An 18,797-nucleotide genomic window follows, 5' to 3' on the forward strand; every position below is an offset into this window, starting at 1 on the left:
ACGGTGTCGAAATCACCCCTGTCGCCAATAGGAATATCCGCCGATCTCGGAAAACCCCAGCCGCGCGTAGAATGCGCGCGCGACCGCGTTGTCCTCGGTCACCGACAGGCCCAGCTGCGCCGCGCCTTGCGCGCGGGCAAAGCGGGCGGCGCGGCGCACCATCCAGGCGCCCAGGCCGCGGCCGCGCCATTGCGGCAGCACCGCCAGCGCGTGCATCAGCGCGACCTCGCCCTGCACGGCGACGAAACAGGCCCCGGCGGCGCGGTCGTCCATCCGGCCGATGATCGCGGCCTTGGGGGTCTGCACCCGCTCCATGATCGCCTGCCGCTCGGGGCCGACGTCGCAGGCCAGCCACAGCTCGCGCTGGATCGCCAGCGGCGGCCACAGCGCCATGGCGGTGACCGAGGGGATCTCGGGCTCGCACAGCGGCGCCACCGGGCTGGACAGGATCAGCGTCGGCTCGCTCTCGGCGTAGCCGCGCCGGCGCAGCGCGTGGGCCAGCGCCGCGTCCTCGCGCTCGACCGCGAACAGCGCCGGCTGGCCCCAGGCGCGGTGGCGGGCCTCGGCGGCCTCGACATCGGCGCCGATGCCGCCCTGGCCGGCCGGGGCCGCATCCTCGAGCCGGCGCGCGCAGCTGACGCGGCCGCCGCCGCCGGCGCCGCGCCCGACCACCAGCCCGCCGGCCAGCACATATTCCGCCGCCGGCCAGGTCGCGGCCCAGGCCGCATCGAACGCCCCCGAGATCATGCGCCGAATCTTTCGACCAGCGCGGCGCGAGCCCGCTCGACCTCGCCCGCGTCCAGACCGCGCACCACCACGTTGGTGCCGTAGCCGCGGTCGTCGCGGAACGGGTAGCTGCCCAGCGACAGCGAAGGATGGGCGTCGGCGACGGCGCGCAGATCCTCGGCGACCTCGGATTCCGGGCGCAGCACCTCGATGGTGGCGGATTGCACCGGGCGGCCGGTGGCCAGCTGCGGCACGATCGCCTCGACCATGCTGCGAAAGACCGACGGCACCCCCGCCATCACATGCAGCCCGCCGATGGAAAACCCCGGCGCCGCCGACACCGCATTGCGGATCAGCGTGGCGCCGCGGGGGATGCGGGCCATGCGCAGGCGGCTTTCGGTGATCTCGACCCCGCGCGCGCCCCAGTGCTCCTCCATCACGCGGCGGGCATCCGGGTTCAGCTCCAGCGCCGCGCCATAGGCCTCGGCCACGGCGTCGGCGGTGATGTCGTCATGGGTCGGCCCGATCCCGCCCGAGCTGAACACCATGTCCCAGGCGCCGCCCAGATGCCGGTCCAGCGCCCGCAGCGCCGCCACGATGGCCGCGTGATCGTCGGCCACCACGCGGATTTCGCGCAGGTCGATACCGATCGCGTTCAGCACGCCGGCCAGGTGATGGGCATTCAGGTCGCGGGTGCGACCGGACAGGATTTCGTCGCCGATCAGCAGGATGGCGGCGGTCGGATTGTCGGACTGCATCGGGGTTCCCTTCGCTTCGGGCGCCATAATGACAGGCTGCCGGGCCGGGACAAGGCCGTCCCGCAGGCGGCGGGGGGCTGGAACAACCGCGCTGCCGGGTCTATCTCGGACGTTAAAGCGAAAGGACCGTCCGATGAACGAAGCCCGCGTCACCCGCGAGGGGATCCGTATCCATGCCGCCGAGGATTTCGCCGGGATGCACGCGGCCGGGCAGTTGACGGCGCGCATCCTCGACGAGGTGGGCGAATACGTCCAGCCCGGCGCCACCACCGCCGAGATCGACGATTTCATCCGCCGCCGGGTCGAGGAGCTGGGCGCGACCAGCGCAACCATCGGCTATCGCGGCTACCAGCACGCCAGCTGCATCAGCGTGAACCACGTGGTCTGCCACGGGATTCCGGGCGACAAGCGGCTGGCCGACGGCGACATCCTGAACATCGACGTGACGGTGATCCTGGACGGCTGGTTCGGGGATTCCAGCCGGATGTATGTGGCGGGCACGCCTTCGGTCAAGGCGCGGCGGCTGATGCAGGTCACCCATGACGCGCTGATGAAGGGGATCGAGGCGGTGCGCCCCGGCAACAGCTTCGGCGACATCGGCCACGCCATCCAGGCCTATGCCGAGGGTCACCGCATGTCCGTGGTGCGCGATTTCTGCGGCCACGGTATCGGCCGCGTCTTCCACGCGCCCCCGAACGTGCTGCATTTCGGCCGCCCCGGCAAAGGCCCGCTGCTGGAGGAAGGAATGTTCTTCACCATCGAGCCGATGATCAACCTCGGCCGCCCGGAAACCAAGGTACTGGCCGACGACTGGACTGCCGTCACCCGCGACAAGTCGCTGTCGGCGCAGTTCGAACACGCAATCGGCGTCACCGCCGACGGCTGCGAGATCTTCACCCTCTCGCCCGCCGGGAAGTTCTTCCCCAGCTTCTGAACGACGCGCGGCGCCATCCCCAGAAAAGCAACCGCTTTCCCCTGCCCGGCCTCCAATGCTTCGGGCGGTCACAAATATCCTCCGGGGGTGCGGGGGTGGAAAACCCCCGCTCCGGCCGGGCCACCTGCACCAGCCGCGCCAACCCCGGCGCGACCGCCTCAGGCGTCGACCACCGCCGCCACCTCGGCCTCGGCCCCATCGGTGAACTGCAGCCGCGCCAGCCGCGCGTAAAGCCCGCCCTGCGCCACCAGCTCGTCATGGGTGCCCTGCTGCACGATGCGGCCCTCGTCCAGCACCACGATGCGGTCGGCCTTTTTCACCGTCGCCAGCCGGTGCGCCACGATGATGGTGGTGCGCCCCTCGGCTACCGCGTCGATGGCGTCCTGCACCAGCCGCTCGGACTGCGCGTCCAGCGCGCTGGTGGCCTCGTCCAGCAGCAGGATCGGGGCGTCGCGCAGGATGGCGCGGGCGATGGCGATGCGCTGTTTCTGCCCGCCCGACAGCATCACCCCGCGCTCGCCCACCTGGGAATCATAGCCCTGCGGCAGCGACATCAGGAACTCATGCGCGTTGGCGGCGCGGGCGGCGGCCTCGATCTCGGCATCCGTCGCCTCGGGGCGGCCGAAGCGGATGTTCTCGCGCGCGGTGGTGGCAAAGATCACCGGGTCCTGCGGCACCAGCGCGATGGCGCGGCGGAAATCGCTGCGGGCCATGGCGCGCAGGTCGATGCCGTCGATGGCGACATGCCCCTCGGCCGGGTCCCAGAAGCGCTGGATCAGCTGCACCACCGTGGTCTTGCCCGAGCCCGAGGGCCCGACCAGCGCCACGGTTTCCCCGGGCCGGATGGTCAGCGTCACGTCGCGCAGGGCCGAGACATCGGGCCGCGTCGGGTAATGGAAGCTGACGCCGGCGAACTCGATCCCGCCGCGGGCCGGGCGCGGCAGCGCCACCGGATGGGCGGGGTCGCGCAGGGAATCCTCGGTCGCCAGTAGCTCGCCCAGACGCTCGGTGGCGCCGGCGGCGCGCTGCAGCTCGCCCCAGATTTCCGACAGCGCCCCGGCGGAACCGGCGACCAGCACCGCATAGATGACGAACTGCACCAACTCGCCCACGGTCATCGCCCCGGCGCGCACGTCGCGGGCGCCGATCCACAGCACGCCGACGACCCCGGCAAAGATCAGGAAGATCACCGCCGCGGTCATCAGCGCCCGGATGCGGATGCGCCGCTCGGCCGAGGCATAGGCGGCCTCGGTCACCCGGGCGAAGCCCTGCCGCGCGGGCTCTTCGGCGGTAAAGGCCTGCACGGTCTGCGCGGCCAGCAGATGCTCGGACGCCGCCCCCGAGGAATTGGCGATCCAGTCCTGGTTTTCGCGCGACAGCACCCGCAGCCGCCGCCCCAGCACGATGATCGGCACCAGCACCAGCGGCACCAGCAGCAGCAAAAGCCCGGTCAGCTTCAACGAGGTGAACAGCAGCATTACCATGCCGCCGATCACCACCACGGTCTGGCGCAGCGCCAGCGACACCGAGCTGCCGATCACCGACAGGATCAGCGTGGTGTCGGTGGTGATACGGCTGATGATCTCTCCGGTCATCACCCGCTCGTAGAACGCAGGCGAGAGACCGATCACCCGGTCGAAGACCGCGCGGCGGATGTCGGCCACCACCCGCTCGCCCAGCAGGGTGACCAGCGCGTAGCGCAGCGCCGTGCCCACCGCCAGCAGCGCGGCGATCGCCAGCGCCGCCAGGAAATACTGGTCCAACAGCCCCGCGCCCTGATCGAAGCCGTCCACGATCCGGCGCACCGCGACCGGCAGCACCAGGCTCACGCCGGCGGTCAGCAGCAGCGCCGCCAGCGCCGCCAGCAACCGCAGCCGATAGGGCCGCATGAAGGGCCACAGCGCCTTCAGCGCGCCGATGCGCCTGGTGGTCGGGCGATCGACAGGGGTCGAGGGTGAGCGGGCCAATTCTGCCTCCCGGTTCATGGGACTGGCCCCGTTTAGGCGCGGGGGGGCCGCAGGGCAACCCGTGCCCCCGCGGCCCACGCCCGCCACCAGCGCGCGCCGGCGGCCACTCGGCCCTCGCGACAAGCTCGAGACCGCCCCGTCACGGAGGGCGCGGGGTTCTTCATCATCCAAGTATCCCGGGGGTGCGGGGGCTGGCCCCCGCTCCGACAGCGCCACAAGCGCCGCGCTGCCCCCTAGACCGCCCCCATCACCGCGCCGATGGCCGCGCAGGCGGCGACCGCGAAACCGGCGTCGATCAGCGTGGTGAGCATGGGCCGCGAGGCGTGGGTGTTCTCGATCACCAGCCAGGGCGAGACCAGCGCCGCGCCGATCAGCGCGCCCCAGCCGGCGCCGGCGATCATCCCGTCGATGCCGGCGCGCAGGAACAGCACCCGGATCATCGCCGACACCGCCACCAGCCCGACCCCGGCCAGCAGATAGGGGGTGACCGGGCGGTCGCGCGGGTCGCCGATATTGCGCACCTGCAGGGCCGAGGCGCTGGCATAGACCCCGTCCGCCAGCCGATAGATGATGGCGCCGATCACCCAGGCGAGGATCGCGGCGGCGATCACGATCATCAGCTCCATCCGGCTACTCCCCACCCTGCGCGTCGCGGGACAGGCGCAGCACCGCGTCCCATTCGTCCTGCGTGACCGGCTGCACCGACAGCCGCGAATGCGTCACCAGCATCATGGCGGCGAATTGCGGGTCGGTCTTGATCGTGGCCAGCGGCACCGGCCGCGGCAGTTTTTCCACCGCGCGCACGTCCACGCATTCCCATTTCGGGTCGTCGGCGGTCGAATCCGGGTGCGCCTCGGCGCTCACCTCGACGATGCCGACGATTTCCTTGCCGATGTTGGAGTGATAGAAGAACCCGCGGTCGCCCAGCCGCATCTCGCGCATGAAGTTGCGGGCCTGATAGCTGCGCACCCCGTCCCATTCCTCGCCGGCGGCGCCTTTCGCGACCAGATCGTCCCAGGAAAACACGTCCGGCTCGGACTTGAACAGCCAGAGCCTCATCCGATGGCCTTCTTCCACTCGATCACCTCGACCGCGGCGAACACATCCGCCGCCGCATAGGGGTCGGTCGCGACCCAGGCTTTCGCCGCCGCCAGATCCCCGGCCTCGATCACCACCAGCGAGCCGATGGGGGCGCCGTCCTCGATCAGCGGCCCGGCGAACTGCACGCCGCCATGGGCGGCCAGCCAGTCCAGATGCGCGGGGCGGGTGGCGGCGCGGGTCTCGACACGGCCGGGCTTGTCCCGGCAGATCACGGCATAAAGCGGCATCATTCCTCCTTGAGCGGACGTGCGAGCAAAAGTCGCATTGCCTTTTTAACGTCAACCTGCCCAGCGGCAAGCCCGGCGATCAGGGTCGAGATCGGCATCTCGACCGATTCGGCGGCTGCGATGGCGGCGACGGCGCGGGCGGTGGCGGCGCCCTCGACGGTGATCGCGGGATCGAAGCGCTCACCCCGCCCCAGCGCCAGCCCATAGCGGAAGTTGCGCGACCCTTCCGAGGTCGCGGTCAGCACCAGATCGCCCAGGCCGGAAAGCCCGGTCAGAGTCTCGGCCTCGGCCCCGCGGTGGACGGCGAAGCGGGTCATTTCCGCAAATCCGCGGCTGATGATGGCGGCGCGGGCGGAATCGCCCAGACCCGCGCCGATGGCCGCACCCGCGGCGATGGCGATCACGTTCTTCAGCGCGCCGCCCAGTTCCGCCCCGGTCACGTCGGTGGTGCGGTAAAGCCGCAGCACCGCGGTCGACAGCGCATGTTGCAGCCGGTGCCCGGCCGCCGGGTCGGCGCAAGCGAGCGTCAGCGCCGTCGGCAGGCCGCGGGCGATGTCGGCGGCAAAGCTGGGCCCGGTCAGCACCGCGACCACCGCCGCCGGGCAGGCCGAGGTCATCATCCGCGCCGGCGACTGCCCGCTGGCCAGGTCGATGCCCTTGGCGCAGCTGACCAGCGCGCGCCCGTCCAGATGCGCGGCATGGGTGGCCAGAAACCCCGACAGCGCCTGCGCCGGCACCGCCAGCAGCATCATGTCCGCCGCGGGCAGCGTCTCGGTCACCGTCACTGCATCCGGCAGCGCCACCCCGGGCAGAGCCGGGTTTTCGCCGCTCCAGCCGATGCGGCGACCCCAGAGCGTGACCGGCCCGTTCGCCGACAGCGCCACCGCCAGCGCGGTGCCGAATGCGCCCGCGCCCAGGATCGCGATATTCCCGCTCATGCCTTTGCCCCCCGCTTGCCGGCGCCCAGCATCGGGGCGGCGCGTTCGTCCAGCGGCCAGCGCGGCCGCGCGGCCAGATCCATGCCGTCGCGATGGCCAAGGCGAAAGCGCTCGATCCCCGCCCAGGCGATCATCGCGGCGTTGTCGGTACACAGCGCCAGCGGCGGCGCGACAAAGCGCACGCCCTCTGCCTCGGCCACCTGTTCCAGCGCCGAACGGATGGCGCGATTCGCAGCGACGCCGCCGGCGACGGCCAGCACCGGCACCCCGGCCAGCGCCAGCGCGCGGCGGGTCTTTTCGGCCAGCACCTCGGCCACCGCCTGCTGGAACCCGGCGCAGATATCGGCGCGCATGCCTTGACGCAGCCCGCCGTCCGCCGCCACCGCCTGATCGCGTAGCCGCAGCACCGCGGTCTTCAGCCCCGAAAAGCTCAGGTCGCAGCCCGGGCGGTCCAGCAGCGGCCGGGGCAGCGCCACCGCGGCGGGATCGCCGCGCGCGGCCTCGGCTTCCACCGCCGGGCCGCCGGGCTGGGGCAAGCCCAAAAGCTTGGCCACCTTGTCGAAGGCCTCGCCCGGGGCGTCGTCGATGGTGCCGCCCAGCCGGGTGAAATCCTCGGGCCCCCGGACCAGCAGGAACTGGCAATGCCCGCCCGAGACCAGCAGCATCAGATAGGGAAAGCCGATGCCATCGGTCAGCCGCGGGGTCAGCGCGTGCCCGGCCAGGTGGTTGACGCCGACCAGCGGCAGCCCGGTCCCCGCCGCCAGCCCCTTGGCCAGCATCACCCCGGCCATCACCCCGCCGATCAGCCCCGGCCCCGCCGTCACCGCGATCGCATCCAGATCGCGCAGGGTGGCGCCGGCCTGTTCCAGCGCGGATTCGACACAGTGGTCCAGCCGCTCGGCATGGGCGCGGGCGGCGATTTCCGGCACCACGCCGCCGAAATCCGCGTGCAGCGCCGCCTGCCCCGCCACGACCGAGGACAGCACCCGCCGGTCCCCGGTCACGACAGCGGCGGCGGTGTCGTCGCAACTGCTCTCGATCCCAAGCACGGTCAGGGTCATGGTTGTATTCACGGGTCTGCTGCGGCTTATCGGGGGGGTAACACCGGTTGCGAGGAAACGCCATGCAAGAGCCAGCGCCCCCTGAGTCTGCTCCCCCCGATTCTGCGCCCGTGGTGCTGCTGATCCGCCCGCAAGAGGCGGCCGAGCGCTTTGCCGCAAGGATCGCGCCCATGGGGCTGCGCGCGCTGATCTCGCCGATGCTGCGGATCGTGCCGGTGCCCCATGACGCGGCGGCGTTGCAGGCGGCGCGGGGGCTGGTGTTCACCTCGGAAAACGGGGTGCGCTTTGCCGGGCCGGGGCGCGGGCGGCCGGCGTGGTGCGTGGGGCCGAGGACGGCCAAGGTCGCCGCCGCCGCCGGTTACGACGCCATCACCGGCCCGGGGGATGCGGCGCGGCTGATCCCGCTGATTTCCGACCTCGGGCCCGGCTGGCTGCACGCGCATGGCACCCATCTGGCGGCCAGGCTGCCGGTGCCGGGGGTGGTGGTCTACGACCAGCAGGCGCTGCCGCTGTCGGCGCCGGCACAGGCGCTGCTGCGCGGGGGCGCGCCGGTGATCCTGCCGCTGTTCTCGCCCCGCTCGGCGCAGCTGGCGGCGCAGGCCTTCGCGCCGCTGGCCGCCGAGGGGCCGCTGGCGCCGCTGCGACTGATCGCCATCAGCGAGGCCGCGCGCAAGGCGTGGCAGTCGCACTGGCCCCACCCGCCGCTGCCCGCGGTGGTGACCGACACCCCCGACGCCGAGGGGGTGCTGCGCGCGCTTTCCCCGCAAGAGCGCGGGGAACGCAGCGACATCGCGGCGGGTTGAGCAGTTCCCCCGGCCCGTCTAGGTTTGGCGCAATCGCGCCGCCTGCGGCGCCATCCAGACCAAGGTTTTCGACCGTTCCGCGGGCCGGCCCAGCCCCCGGATTGCGCCCCTCGACTGCAAGGACTCGCCGCGCCATGACCAAACGCCCCGATGCCGCCCCGCCCAAGGGCACCTCGAAAACCGCCCCGGAAACGCCCGCAAAGCCGGCGGCACAGGCGGCCGCGCCGGGCACGCTGGTCCCCTCGCACGGGATCGGGGACGGGCGGGCGGGCACCGCGCCACCGCGCGACCCGGCCCCCGCAATCGAATCGACGCTGGTCGGGACGGGCGGCAAACTGCCCCCGATGAGTCCGCGCCCCGCCGCATCCGGGGCCGAGAACCGGGACGCGCCGCTGCGACTTGAAGCCGCGGCCGGGGCGGCGACTCCTGCGGCCGGCGGGGCGGGCGAAGCTGCTCACGGCGCGACCGAGGCCGGCAAGGACCAGCCCGGCGCGAAAGGGACTGCCGAGGACGGGACGGCGGCCAAGGCGGGCAAGGCCGTGGCGGGCGCCGGACTGCCGCGCCCGGGCGAGACTGCCGCAGGGGTCGCGGCCGAGACGCCGGCTCCCGCCGCAACTGCTGCGCCGACTCAGGCAGCCGCATCCGCTGCGCCACCGGCCTCCTCTGCGGCCGCAGCCACTGGCCGCACCGCATCCGCTGCGCCACCGGCCTCCTCTGAAACCGCCTCCGCCCCCATCCCCGCCGCAGCACCCCCCGCCGCCCCGCCCCCGCGGCGCGGCGGATTTGCGCCGATGGTGCTGGGCGGCATCGTCGCCGCGGGACTGGGCGCCGGGGCGGCGTGGGTCGCCATCCCGCGCCTGCCCGCCGCCTGGCAGCCCGCCACCAGCACCCCTGCCCCCGACCCCGCCGCCTTGGCCGGGGCCGCCCGCGAGGCCGGGGCCGAGGCCGCGCGCACCGAACTGGCCCGCGCCGGCACCGAAATCGAATCGCGCGCCGTCGAGGCCGCGCGCGAGGCTGCTGCCGCAGCCGCCACCTCTGCCGCCGATGCCAGCCTCGCGCAGGGGCTGGCGCAGGGGGACGCGCTGCTGGCACAGGCACGGCAGGCCGGGGCCGAGGCTGCCACCAAGCTCTTGGCCGAGGCGCCCGCCGGCGCCAACGGCGAGGCCGACCCTTCGGTGCAGGCCGCGCTGGCCGCGCAGGCGCAGCAGCTGGCCGCGCTGGACAAGGCGCTGAACGACGCGCTGGCGGAACTGCGTGCCGCACCCGCCACGGATGCCGGGGCCGCGCCCGCGGCCGAACTCGCCCCCCGGATCGAGGCGCTGGAACGGCAGCTTGCCGCGCTGGCCGAACGCCCCGCCGTCGACCCCGAGGCACTGGCGCAGCTGCGCGCCGATGCCGAATCCGCCACCGCCCGCATCCTGGAAGCCGCCGAGCAGGCGCAGGCGCAGCTCGCACAGGCCGAATCGCGCGCGGGCGAGCTTGCCGCCGCCGCGGACGAGGCCGCCCGCCGCGCCCGCACCGCCAGCGCCGCCGTGGCCCTGTCCGAGGCGTTGCAGACCGGCGCCCCCCGCCAGCAGGCGCTGAGCGCGCTGGCCGAGGCCGGGGTCGAGCCCTCGCCCGCCCTGACCGGCGAGCTGCCGACGCTCGAGGCGCTGGCCGCGGGGTTCGCCCCCGCCGCCCGCGCCGCGCTGCGCGACGCCCGCGCCGCCGAGCCTGCGCAGGGCACCGGCAGCGTCATCGGCAATTTCCTGCGCGCCCAGACCGGCGCCCGCTCGGTCGCCCCGCGCGAGGGCGCGGACGCCGATGCGGTGCTGTCGCGCGCGGGCGATGCGGTGCAGCGCGGCGCCATCGCCGCGGCGCTGGACGAGCTTGCCGCCCTGCCCGAACCCGCCCGCCCGGCCATGGCCGACTGGACCGCGCAGGCGCAGGCCTATGTCGCCGCCCAGGCGGCGCTTGGCGCGCTGGTCGCGCCCCCCGCCGCAGGCGAGGCCGCGCCATCTGCGGCCCCTGCCCCCGACGCATCCGCGCCGGCACCCGCCCCGGGCCAGTCGCCGCCCGCCGGAACCGCCGCCGCCCCCTCTGCTGCCGCCCCATCCAACTGAGGTCCTCCGAAGATGCTGCTCACGCTTCTCAAGGTCACGTTCTTCTTCGGCGTCGTTCTGGCGGCGGCGCTGGGGGCGGTCTATCTGGCCGAACACGGCGCGCCGCTGATCATCCAGTTCAACGGGATGGAATACACGCTGGGCCCGGTGCAGGCGGCGGTGGCGGCGATCCTGGCGCTGTTCCTGGCGTGGCTGGCGGTGCAGGCGCTGCGCATCCTCTGGGCCTTCCTGCGCTTCCTGGCCGGGGACCGCACCGCCATCGACCGCTATTTCGACCGCTCGCGCGAGCGCAAGGGCTACCGGGCGCTGGCCGAGGGGATGCTGGCCGTCGCCTCGGGCGAGGGGCGGGCCGCGCAGGCCCATGCCCAGAAGGCCGCGAAATACCTGGACCAGCCGCATCTGACCAACCTGCTGGCCGCGCAGGCGGCCGAGACCGCGGGCGACGCCAGACATGCCGAGCAGGTCTATCGCACCATGCTGACCGACCAGCGCACCCGCTTCGTCGGCATCCGCGGGCTGATGCAGCAGCGGCTGGCGATGGGCGACACCGCCACCGCGCTGCGGCTGGCCGAGAAAGCCTATGCGCTGAAGCCCGCCCATATCGGGATGCAGGACGCGCTGCTGGACCTGCAGACCCGCGCCCATGACTGGAAGGGCGCGCGCACCACCATCAAGGACAAGCGCCGCCACGGGCTCTTGCCCAAGGACGTGGCGATCCGCCGCGACGCGGTGCTGGCGCTGCAAGAGGCCTCGGAAGTGCTGGCGCAGGGCAACTCGATCAGCGCGCGCGAGGCCGCGATCAGCGCGAACCGCGCCTCGCCCGACCTGGTGCCGGCCGCGGTGCTGGCCGCGCGCAGCTATCTGGCGCAGAAGGACCCGCGCAACGCCGCGCGGCTGCTGCAAAAGACCTGGGCGGTGCAGCCCCACCCCTCGCTCGCCGCCGCCTATGCCGAGATCGAGCCGGACGAGACCCCGGCCCAGCGGCTGCGCCGGTTCGGCGAGCTGATCCGCCAGAACCCCGACCACGAGGAATCGCGGCTGCTGCAGGCCGAGCTGGCGCTGGCGGCCGAGGATTTCCCCGCCGCCCGCCGCGCGCTTGGCGATCTGGCCGAGACGCACCCGACCGTGCGCTCGATCGCGATCATGGCGGCGGTGGAACGCGGTTCGGGCGCTGACGACAGCGTGGTGCGGGCGTGGCTGGCGCGCGCGATGAACGCCAGCCGCGGCCCGCAATGGGTCTGCGACCACTGCCACAACATCATGTCGGAATGGTCGCCGGTCTGCGACAGCTGCCACGGCTTCGACACGCTGAGCTGGCGCGAGCCCCCGGTCGCCGCCCGCATGGCCACCGCCGGCAACGGCGTCGAGATGCTGCCGCTGATCATCGGCCGCCCGACCGAGGCGGGGGCGAGCGCGCCATCCGCGGACACCGCCCGCCCGGAAACCCCGGCGCTGCGCCCCGTCCCCGCGACCGAGCCGCCCCCGCACCCCCCGACCCCCGAGAAGGTGGCGGCCGAGGTGCCGGTGGTCCGCCCCGGCTACATCCCGCGCGAATCGGACTATGCGCCCTCGGTCACGCTGACCCACCGCGAAGCGCCCGCCCCGGCCCCGCCGAAAGCGACAGCCGCGATCACCCCGCCCGGCGACGGCATCGACGCGATCACTGGGGCCCGCCCTACGGTGAGCGAGACGGAGCCCCCCGCCCCGGCCGCCGCATCCTCCGCGGCCCCGACCGCAACTCCCACCCCCACGGCAGGCGACCCGCCGGTGCGCCCCGACGTCGAACCGCCCGAGCAGACCGCCGCCGCGACCGCGGAATCGCGCTGACCCCCTTTCCCTGCCCGCGCGAAGGTGCTAACTCGCGCGGGTCAGGCCGCAGTAGCTCAGCTGGTAGAGCACGTCATTCGTAATGATGGGGTCGGGGGTTCGAGTCCCTTCTGCGGCACCATTTCCCCCGATATGGGGCAGAAATATCAATAACTTCCGATAGATAACGGTCCCCCCGGTGCACATTCAAGCACACACGGGGCACACATGGGACAACGGGAGAGGCTTTACTTGAAGCACGTAGAGCGGACCAAGGCGGGAGGCTGGCAGTATCGGCGCAGGGTCCCGAAGGCTGTCTCTGCGGTGATCCCGAAGCGGGAGTTCAAGCAGAAGTTGGGGGACACGGAGAGCGAGGCGCGGAACGCGTGGCCCCGGGTCCATGCCGCTGTGGAGAGGGAGATCGCCGCTGCCCAGCGCGTTGCCGTCCACGAGGAAGCCGTGAGGCGCGGAGAGGTCACCGACAGGGAAGCCTATGGCGCGGCCCGGTTGATGGTCCAGCGGTGGGAGGCGCAGGACCCCAGTCTGACCGCTGCCACACGCGAGAGGGACGTCGCTGCCGACGCGATCCTTGCCGCCTACCCAGATGACCCCGAGACGGGGGAGCCGGCCGGGGTCCCTGACGTGGACCGTCATGCGGTGAACCTGCTGCGGCTGGAACCGCACAGGAGCTATCAGCCCCCGAAGGTGACCCTGGAGGATGCCCGCAAGATGTATCTGGCGGAGAACCCGGGCGGGGATGAGGAAGCACGGGTGAACCGCGTAGTGGGTCTTGTGCGTGGGGCGCTGGGCAAGCGGGGCGAGAGCATGGCGCTGCTGGACCTGACGCGCGAGGATGCCCGGATCATCAGAGACCACATGCTTGGAAGGCTAAAGCGGACAGGCAAGCCGGTCAGCCCCGCCACGGTGCGCAGGGACATGAACACGCTGCGGGCGATCCTGTCCGTGGCGGCCCGTGAGTTCAGCTTTCCGGCCACCTACAAGAGCCCCTTCGACGCCCTTCCCGTAACCCCCAAGGGAGCGCGAGGGGGCGCAGAGGCGGCGGCGACAGAGAGAGACCGGCGGTTGCCCCTGCCCGACAAGGTGCTGGGCGCAGTCAGGGAACGAGTGCTTGCGGGGGCTATCCCCGAGTTGCAACTCATATGGCAGCTGCTGGAATGGACCGGCTGTCGGCTGGGCGAGGTTGTGGGGTTGCGCGTCGAGGACGTGACACTGGCCGGAGAGACCCCCAACGTGCTTGTGACATGGCACGAGGGGCGGAGGATCAAGACGGCGGCATCCCTGCGTCATGTTCCTTTGGTCGGGGATGGCCTTGAGGCAGCCCGTGAGGCGGTCGCTGCGGCCCGTGAGAGGGACCCCGCGGGGACCATGCTGTTTGCCCGCTATGCCACCCCACGAGGGCCTGACGCGGTGTCGGCTGCGCTGATGAAGCACATCAGGGCGGTGACCACTGACCCACGTCACACCGTCCATTCCCTGCGGCACAACCTCAAGGACAAGCTACAGCTTGCCGAGGTGTCGTCACTGGACCAGAACCTTATCCTGGGCCACGCGCTGGGCGGGATCGGTGATCGGGTCTATGGGGGAACGCCGGTGGTGTTGCGGGTGACCACGCGGGCCATGCGCAGGGCATTGCTCGGGGAGGATGGAGGGGAGCCGTAGGAGGCCGGGCAGCGGGTGAGGTTCCTGCCGGGGTTCAGACCTGCATCCGTCCGATTAATGTAGCTATTTCCCAAGGCCGCCCTTGCGGATCGCGGGAAGGACCGTGCCAGTGACCAGCCGACTGGCGTCCACTTCTGGAAAGCCTTGGCGTTCGGCTTGTTGGACCGCATCACGAGGGCGTAGAGGCCAGCCTCGTTGACCATTTTGTTGGGCCTCCCGAAGCGAGGGTTGAAGCGGTGTTCGCTAAGGTGGGTTTTATCCACGTTAGCCAGTGCGTAAGTGACCTGCTTGAGGCCCAACACGTCGCAGACCTCGCGGACCATTTGTAGGCCCCGTCCTTGCGGATCGCGGGCAGGACCGTGCCAATGACCAGCCGACTGGCGTCCACTTCTGGAAAGCCTTGGCGTTCGGCTTGTTGGACCGCATCACGAGGGCGTAGAGGCCAGCCTCGTTGACCATTTTGTTGGCCCTGCCTCCGTCCTTGCGGAAGCGGAACTCCCCAACATTCATTTCGTGAATGTTCAGCAGAGCCCGGCCGACCAGCTGGAGCCCAAGAACGTCGCAGACCTCGCGGACCACAAACCACGGTTCCCCGTCGATCAGGACCCCTTCCGGCGGCGCTTCCCGGGGGTCACCACTACAGCGATCAGGTTCCCGGGGCGTAGGTCCAGGCGGTTGCCGTTGCGATACCTGACCTGAACCCGGGGTCCAGCCCCCAGCAGTTCCCGGGCGACCACCACCAGGCGCGGAGGGGTCCCGTCAGCCCTCCGACGCATGGCCCTGACATAGAGCCTCCCGCCGCCGTTGTCGTTCAGGATCAGGGGACCGGAAATCCCGCAATGTTCCTGCAAATAGTCCCATTGATGGGCCGACATGGTGGCAGTCAGGGTGCCCCCGTCAGGGAGCCGGGCGGCTTTCCCGCTAAGGGGAATATGCACAATCCCCGCTGGTGGGGCGCTGCGGGGGCGCGGTGGGGTGCACGGCAGAGGCGGCGGTGGGGCGCTGGGCGGTGGCGCGCAACAGTTCATCTGGGTTCTTCCTTCATTGGTATTAGTGCAGCAGAGGGAGGGGGAGGCGGGCCCCGGGGAAGCGGAAATCACAAACACGGGTTTTATCCGTGTTCAGGATTGCCGTGCCGCCGGACACCCGCGCCGCAGCTTTCCTACGGCTTGTCTGCCACGAAGCGTTCCCAGCGGGTTGCCCTGCGGCCAAATAGGGCTTCGATCCGGGCAATTTCCTGCTGATAGGCGATGCGGCGCTGTTCCCGCGTCCGGTTCACCAGTAATTCCCCCCGACTCTGGAGGGCCGATTGTAGCTCGCAGTCAGTCATTGCGCCCTGCCCAGCCACATAGACGCCGTGCCGAACAAGAGACGGGATGACCTCGGTCGTGATAAGGCGTCGGAAGGCTTTTGCGGTTGGCTTGCGCGACTGCAATACCAGCGCATATAGCCCGCTTTCGTTGATGACAGCGACGGGGCGTCCGCGCCCCTCGGTGACCTTGGCGGTATTTTTGTCGGTTGAGTCGACTTTAATCAGCGCGGACCTGCTGTTCTTGATGCCGAGGGCCTTGCAGACGTCCACGGCCACGAACCACGGTTCCCCGTCCAGCGCCACGCTGCGGAGGTTGCCCAGATGCGTTTCCGTAAGAGCGACTGCCAGCATGGAGGGGGCGGGGGTCATATGCGCACCAGCCCGGCCAGCACGGCAGCACCGAAGGACATTTCAGGGTGCCCGGGGGCGCGGAGAGTCCAGCCCCCATCGTCCCGCTTGTGCAGCATCTTGCGTTCCTCTGCGGTCATCCCTTCGACCATCTCGCGGAACCCCTCGGGGTCCTGTTCGGGCATCCGGGCGAGGCGCTCGACGGCAGCCTTGCCAATCTCTTGAAGCCGATCGCTGGCCCCGAATACGGTGGCTTGGCGCGCTTGCCGCAGTTCGTCATCAGTGCAGAACTCGGACAGAAGGGCGACGTTCGCGCCTACCCCTGAGAGAGTATTCTCGGCTTGCGCCATGAACCCGGCATTGTTGATTTTCACCCAGAACTGAGCCGGGTAGGCGCATAATTTTCACTGAGAATTGAGCCATGTGAACCTTTCCCCAACGCAGTGAGCGGCGGGGGCAACGGAGTGATCCACATGGGACTTTTGAACATCATCCGACGAATGCATTTGCGGCAGAATCTGTCGATCCGCGAGATTGCGCGGCGCACGGGACTGTCACGGAATACCGTGACGAAGCATCTTGCGGCGGGCACGATCGAGCCGACCTTTGCCACGCCGGAGCGGCCGAGCAAGCTTGACCCCTTCGCCGAGAAGCTGGCCGGCTGGCTGAAGACCGAGGCCGGGAAGTCGCGCAAGCAGCGGCGGACGCTGAAGCAATTGCATGCCGATCTTGAGGCGCTCGGCTTCACCGGCTCTTACGGCCGGGTTGCAGCCTTTGCACGGCAATGGCGGGCAGATCGGCAGCGTGAGCAGCAGACCACGGGGCGCGGAACCTTCGTTCCGCTGTCTTTCCGCCCAGGCGAAGCCTTCCAGTTCGACTGGAGCGAGGACTTTGCCGTTCTGGGCGGCGAGCGCACGAAGCTGCAGATGGCCCATATCAAGCTGGCGCACAGCCGCGCCTTTCTGGTTCGCGCCTATCTCTTGCAGACACACGAGATGCTGTTCGATGCCCATTGGCATGGCTTCCGCGTCTTCGGCGGTGTGCCCGGTCGCGGGATCTACGACAATATGCGGACGGCGGTGGATCGCGTCGGCCGCGGCAAGGAACGGCAGATCAACATCCGCTTCCTCGCGATGGCAAACCATTATGTCTTTGAGCCGGAATTCTGCAATCCGGCGGCAGGGTGGGAGAAGGGGCAGGTCGAGAAGAACGTCCGGGATTCCCGCCACCAGATCTTGCAAGCGATGCCGGACTTTCCCGACCTTGCCGCGCTGAATGTCTGGCTGGAGCAGCGCTGTCAGGACCTGTGGCGCGAGACGGCACACGGCACCTTGCCGGGCTCGATCGCCGATGTCTGGGGCGAGGAGCGGGCGAGCTTGATGCCGTTGCCCACAGCCTTTGATGGCTTCGTCGAGCAGAGCAAGCGCGTCTCGCCCACCTGCCTGATCAGCTTCGAGCGCAATCGCTACAGCGTTCCGGCACCCTTTGCGAACCGGCCTGTCAGCCTGCGGATTTATCCGGACCGGCTGGTCGTGGCGGCCGAGGGCAACATCCTGTGCGAACACCGGCGGATCATCGAGCGCAGCCACCAGCTACCACCGCGAACGATCTATGACTGGCGACATTACCTGGCGGTCGTGCAACGCAAGCCCGGGGCGCTTCGGAATGGCGCGCCCTTCCTGGAATTGCCGCCGGCTTTCCGGCAGTTGCAGGAGCACATGTTACGCAAGCCCGGTGGTGATCGCGAGATGGTCGATGTCCTCGCTCTCGTGCTCCATCACGATGAGCAAGCCGTGCTCACCGCCGTGGAACTGGCCCTGGCCGAGGGCGTGCCCACCAAGACCCATGTCCTGAACCTGCTGCACCGGCTGGTCGACGGCAAGGTGGTGGGGGGACCGCCGCTGGATACGCCACACGCGCTGGCCCTGCGCCGTGAGCCCAAGGCCAATGTCGAGCGCTATGACGGGTTGCGCACCCAAATCGCCGGAGGCCGCCATGCGTCATGATCCCGCCAGCGGCGCCATCGTCATCATGCTTCGCAGCCTGAAGATGCATGGCATGGCGCAGGCTGTCACTGATCTGATCGAGCAAGGCGCCCCGGCCTTTGAAGCCGCCATCCCGATCTTGTCGCAGCTGCTGAAGGCCGAATTGGCTGAGCGTGAAGTCCGTTCCATCGCCTATCACATGAAAGCCGCGCGTTTCCCTGCCTACAAGGATCTGGCGGGCTTCGACTTCTCGGCCAGCGAGGTGAATGAGGCGACGGTGCGCCAGTTGCACCGCTGCGAGTTCATGAGCGGCGCCGAAAATATCGTGCTGATCGGCGGGCCGGGCACCGGCAAGACCCATGTCGCGACCGCACTCGGCATCCAAGCCATCGAGCATCACCGCCGAAAGGTTCGCTTCTTCTCGACCATAGAACTGGTCAACACCCTCGAACAGGAGAAAGCCAGGGGCAAGGCCGGGCAGGTCGCCGAAAGCCTGACCCGCCTCGACCTCGTGATCCTCGACGAACTGGGATACCTGCCCTTCAGCGCCTCCGGCGGTGCATTGCTCTTCCATCTGCTGAGCAAGCTTTACGAACGCACCAGCGTCGTTATCACCACCAATCTCAGCTTCAGCGAATGGGCGACGGTCTTCGGCGATGCCAAGATGACCACCGCGCTGCTCGACCGGCTTACTCATCGCTGCCACATCCTGGAGACCGGAAACGACAGCTTCCGCTTCAAGGCCAGTTCAGCCGCAGCAGCCCAGAAAAAGGAGGGGACGTCACATGCCTTGACCCCAGCTTGACCCTCAATCCATAGTCAGAGGTGGCTCAATTCTCGATGGAAAACCCGGCTCAGTTCTGGGTGAAAATCAACACTTTTCCGCCCTGGCGCTGCTGGACGCAAGTCTGCTGGACGCAAGTCTGCTGGACGCAAGTCTGCTGGACGAACCCGCACCATGGAGGGGGCCATAGCGAGGAGGTCACGGGGCCTTAGGGCCACAGGGGGCGTGACAGGACGGGCGACCCGCCCGGCTACTTACCTAGCGC

Annotated in this window: 19 protein-coding genes and 1 tRNA gene; 8 read left to right on the forward strand and 12 right to left on the reverse strand. The window is 70.3% G+C overall.

Features of this window, described 5'->3' with window-relative positions; all coding sequences use genetic code 11:
* Positions 1–12: 12 nt before the first annotated feature.
* Together RSP45_RS04935 and RSP45_RS04940 are read right to left on the reverse strand one after the other, a co-directional pair.
* Complete coding sequence (locus tag RSP45_RS04935; protein ID WP_415393441.1) at positions 13–747, reverse strand: GNAT family N-acetyltransferase; 735 nt, start codon at positions 745–747, stop codon at positions 13–15.
* Positions 744–1,484: a competence/damage-inducible protein A gene (locus RSP45_RS04940; protein ID WP_415393442.1), complete on the reverse strand. Its 741-nt coding sequence runs from the start codon at positions 1,482–1,484 to the stop codon at positions 744–746. Before RSP45_RS04940 ends, RSP45_RS04935 begins: the two co-directional genes overlap by 4 nt.
* A gap of 133 nt (positions 1,485–1,617) precedes the next feature.
* Here RSP45_RS04940 and map point away from each other — a divergent pair, with 133 nt between their 5' ends.
* Positions 1,618–2,418 (forward strand): type I methionyl aminopeptidase, encoded by an 801-nt coding sequence (gene map, locus RSP45_RS04945; RefSeq protein WP_415393443.1) that lies wholly within the window; start codon positions 1,618–1,620, stop codon positions 2,416–2,418.
* 158 nt (positions 2,419–2,576) lie between these two features.
* Here the strand turns inward: map and RSP45_RS04950 are convergent, their stop codons facing one another.
* From RSP45_RS04950 to tsaD, 6 genes are all read right to left on the reverse strand, one after another.
* A complete protein-coding gene (locus RSP45_RS04950) occupies positions 2,577–4,385 on the reverse strand; it encodes an ABC transporter transmembrane domain-containing protein (RefSeq protein ID WP_415394001.1) in 1,809 nt (602 codons plus the stop codon).
* 233 nt (positions 4,386–4,618) lie between these two features.
* On the reverse strand, positions 4,619–5,011 hold the full coding sequence (locus RSP45_RS04955; protein WP_415393444.1) for a DUF1761 domain-containing protein: 393 nt from the start codon (positions 5,009–5,011) through the stop codon (positions 4,619–4,621).
* Positions 5,012–5,015: 4 nt separating this feature from the next.
* Complete coding sequence (locus RSP45_RS04960) at positions 5,016–5,444, reverse strand: EVE domain-containing protein (RefSeq protein ID WP_415393445.1); 429 nt, start codon at positions 5,442–5,444, stop codon at positions 5,016–5,018.
* On the reverse strand, positions 5,441–5,716 hold the full coding sequence (locus RSP45_RS04965) for a YciI family protein (RefSeq protein ID WP_415393446.1): 276 nt from the start codon (positions 5,714–5,716) through the stop codon (positions 5,441–5,443). The genes RSP45_RS04960 and RSP45_RS04965 overlap by 4 nt, the downstream gene beginning before the upstream one ends.
* The gene (locus RSP45_RS04970; RefSeq protein WP_415393447.1) at positions 5,713–6,651 is read right to left on the reverse strand and encodes an NAD(P)H-dependent glycerol-3-phosphate dehydrogenase; all 939 of its coding nucleotides are present in this window, start codon (positions 6,649–6,651) and stop codon (positions 5,713–5,715) included. Before RSP45_RS04970 ends, RSP45_RS04965 begins: the two co-directional genes overlap by 4 nt.
* Positions 6,648–7,712: a tRNA (adenosine(37)-N6)-threonylcarbamoyltransferase complex transferase subunit TsaD gene (gene tsaD / locus RSP45_RS04975; RefSeq protein ID WP_415393448.1), complete on the reverse strand. Its 1,065-nt coding sequence runs from the start codon at positions 7,710–7,712 to the stop codon at positions 6,648–6,650. The genes RSP45_RS04970 and tsaD overlap by 4 nt, the downstream gene beginning before the upstream one ends.
* Positions 7,713–7,825: 113 nt before the next feature.
* Here tsaD and RSP45_RS04980 point away from each other — a divergent pair, with 113 nt between their 5' ends.
* The 5 genes from RSP45_RS04980 to RSP45_RS05000 all read left to right on the forward strand — a co-directional run bounded on the left by RSP45_RS04980 (position 7,826) and on the right by RSP45_RS05000 (position 14,103).
* Positions 7,826–8,515, forward strand: coding sequence for a uroporphyrinogen-III synthase (locus tag RSP45_RS04980; RefSeq protein WP_415393449.1), 690 nt, complete (start codon positions 7,826–7,828; stop codon positions 8,513–8,515).
* 134 nt (positions 8,516–8,649) lie between these two features.
* Positions 8,650–10,617 (forward strand): hypothetical protein, encoded by a 1,968-nt coding sequence (locus RSP45_RS04985; protein ID WP_415393450.1) that lies wholly within the window; start codon positions 8,650–8,652, stop codon positions 10,615–10,617.
* A gap of 12 nt (positions 10,618–10,629) precedes the next feature.
* Entirely contained in the window at positions 10,630–12,444 is a 1,815-nt protein-coding gene (locus tag RSP45_RS04990; protein WP_415393451.1) for a heme biosynthesis protein HemY, read from the forward strand.
* 45 nt (positions 12,445–12,489) lie between these two features.
* Positions 12,490–12,565: transfer RNA gene (locus RSP45_RS04995), tRNA-Thr, on the forward strand.
* Positions 12,566–12,651: 86 nt separating this feature from the next.
* Complete coding sequence (locus tag RSP45_RS05000; protein WP_415393452.1) at positions 12,652–14,103, forward strand: tyrosine-type recombinase/integrase; 1,452 nt, start codon at positions 12,652–12,654, stop codon at positions 14,101–14,103.
* On the opposite strand, the gene RSP45_RS05005 is transcribed toward RSP45_RS05000, so the two are convergent.
* From RSP45_RS05005 to RSP45_RS05020, 4 genes are all read right to left on the reverse strand, one after another.
* Positions 14,019–14,426 (reverse strand): Bro-N domain-containing protein, encoded by a 408-nt coding sequence (locus tag RSP45_RS05005; protein WP_415393453.1) that lies wholly within the window; start codon positions 14,424–14,426, stop codon positions 14,019–14,021. The genes RSP45_RS05000 and RSP45_RS05005 overlap by 85 nt on opposite strands.
* The gene (locus tag RSP45_RS05010; protein WP_415393454.1) at positions 14,368–14,682 is read right to left on the reverse strand and encodes a Bro-N domain-containing protein; all 315 of its coding nucleotides are present in this window, start codon (positions 14,680–14,682) and stop codon (positions 14,368–14,370) included. Before RSP45_RS05010 ends, RSP45_RS05005 begins: the two co-directional genes overlap by 59 nt.
* Before the next feature lie 583 nt (positions 14,683–15,265).
* Positions 15,266–15,766 carry a Bro-N domain-containing protein gene (locus RSP45_RS05015; protein ID WP_415393455.1) on the reverse strand — a complete coding sequence of 167 codons (501 nt, stop codon included), beginning with the start codon at positions 15,764–15,766 and terminating at the stop codon, positions 15,266–15,268.
* Positions 15,767–15,780: 14 nt separating this feature from the next.
* Positions 15,781–16,137 (reverse strand): hypothetical protein, encoded by a 357-nt coding sequence (locus tag RSP45_RS05020; protein WP_415393456.1) that lies wholly within the window; start codon positions 16,135–16,137, stop codon positions 15,781–15,783.
* A gap of 99 nt (positions 16,138–16,236) precedes the next feature.
* Here RSP45_RS05020 and istA point away from each other — a divergent pair, with 99 nt between their 5' ends.
* The gene (istA, locus tag RSP45_RS05025) at positions 16,237–17,769 is read left to right on the forward strand and encodes an IS21 family transposase (protein WP_083539302.1); all 1,533 of its coding nucleotides are present in this window, start codon (positions 16,237–16,239) and stop codon (positions 17,767–17,769) included.
* Positions 17,759–18,553, forward strand: a complete 795-nt coding sequence (gene istB / locus RSP45_RS05030; RefSeq protein WP_072464014.1) for an IS21-like element helper ATPase IstB — start codon at positions 17,759–17,761, stop codon at positions 18,551–18,553. Before istA ends, istB begins: the two co-directional genes overlap by 11 nt.
* Positions 18,554–18,797 lie beyond the last annotated feature (244 nt).

The sequence above is a fragment of the Paracoccus sp. SJTW-4 genome (assembly GCF_047716885.1).
Classification (GTDB): Bacteria; Pseudomonadota; Alphaproteobacteria; order Rhodobacterales; family Rhodobacteraceae; genus Paracoccus; species Paracoccus solventivorans.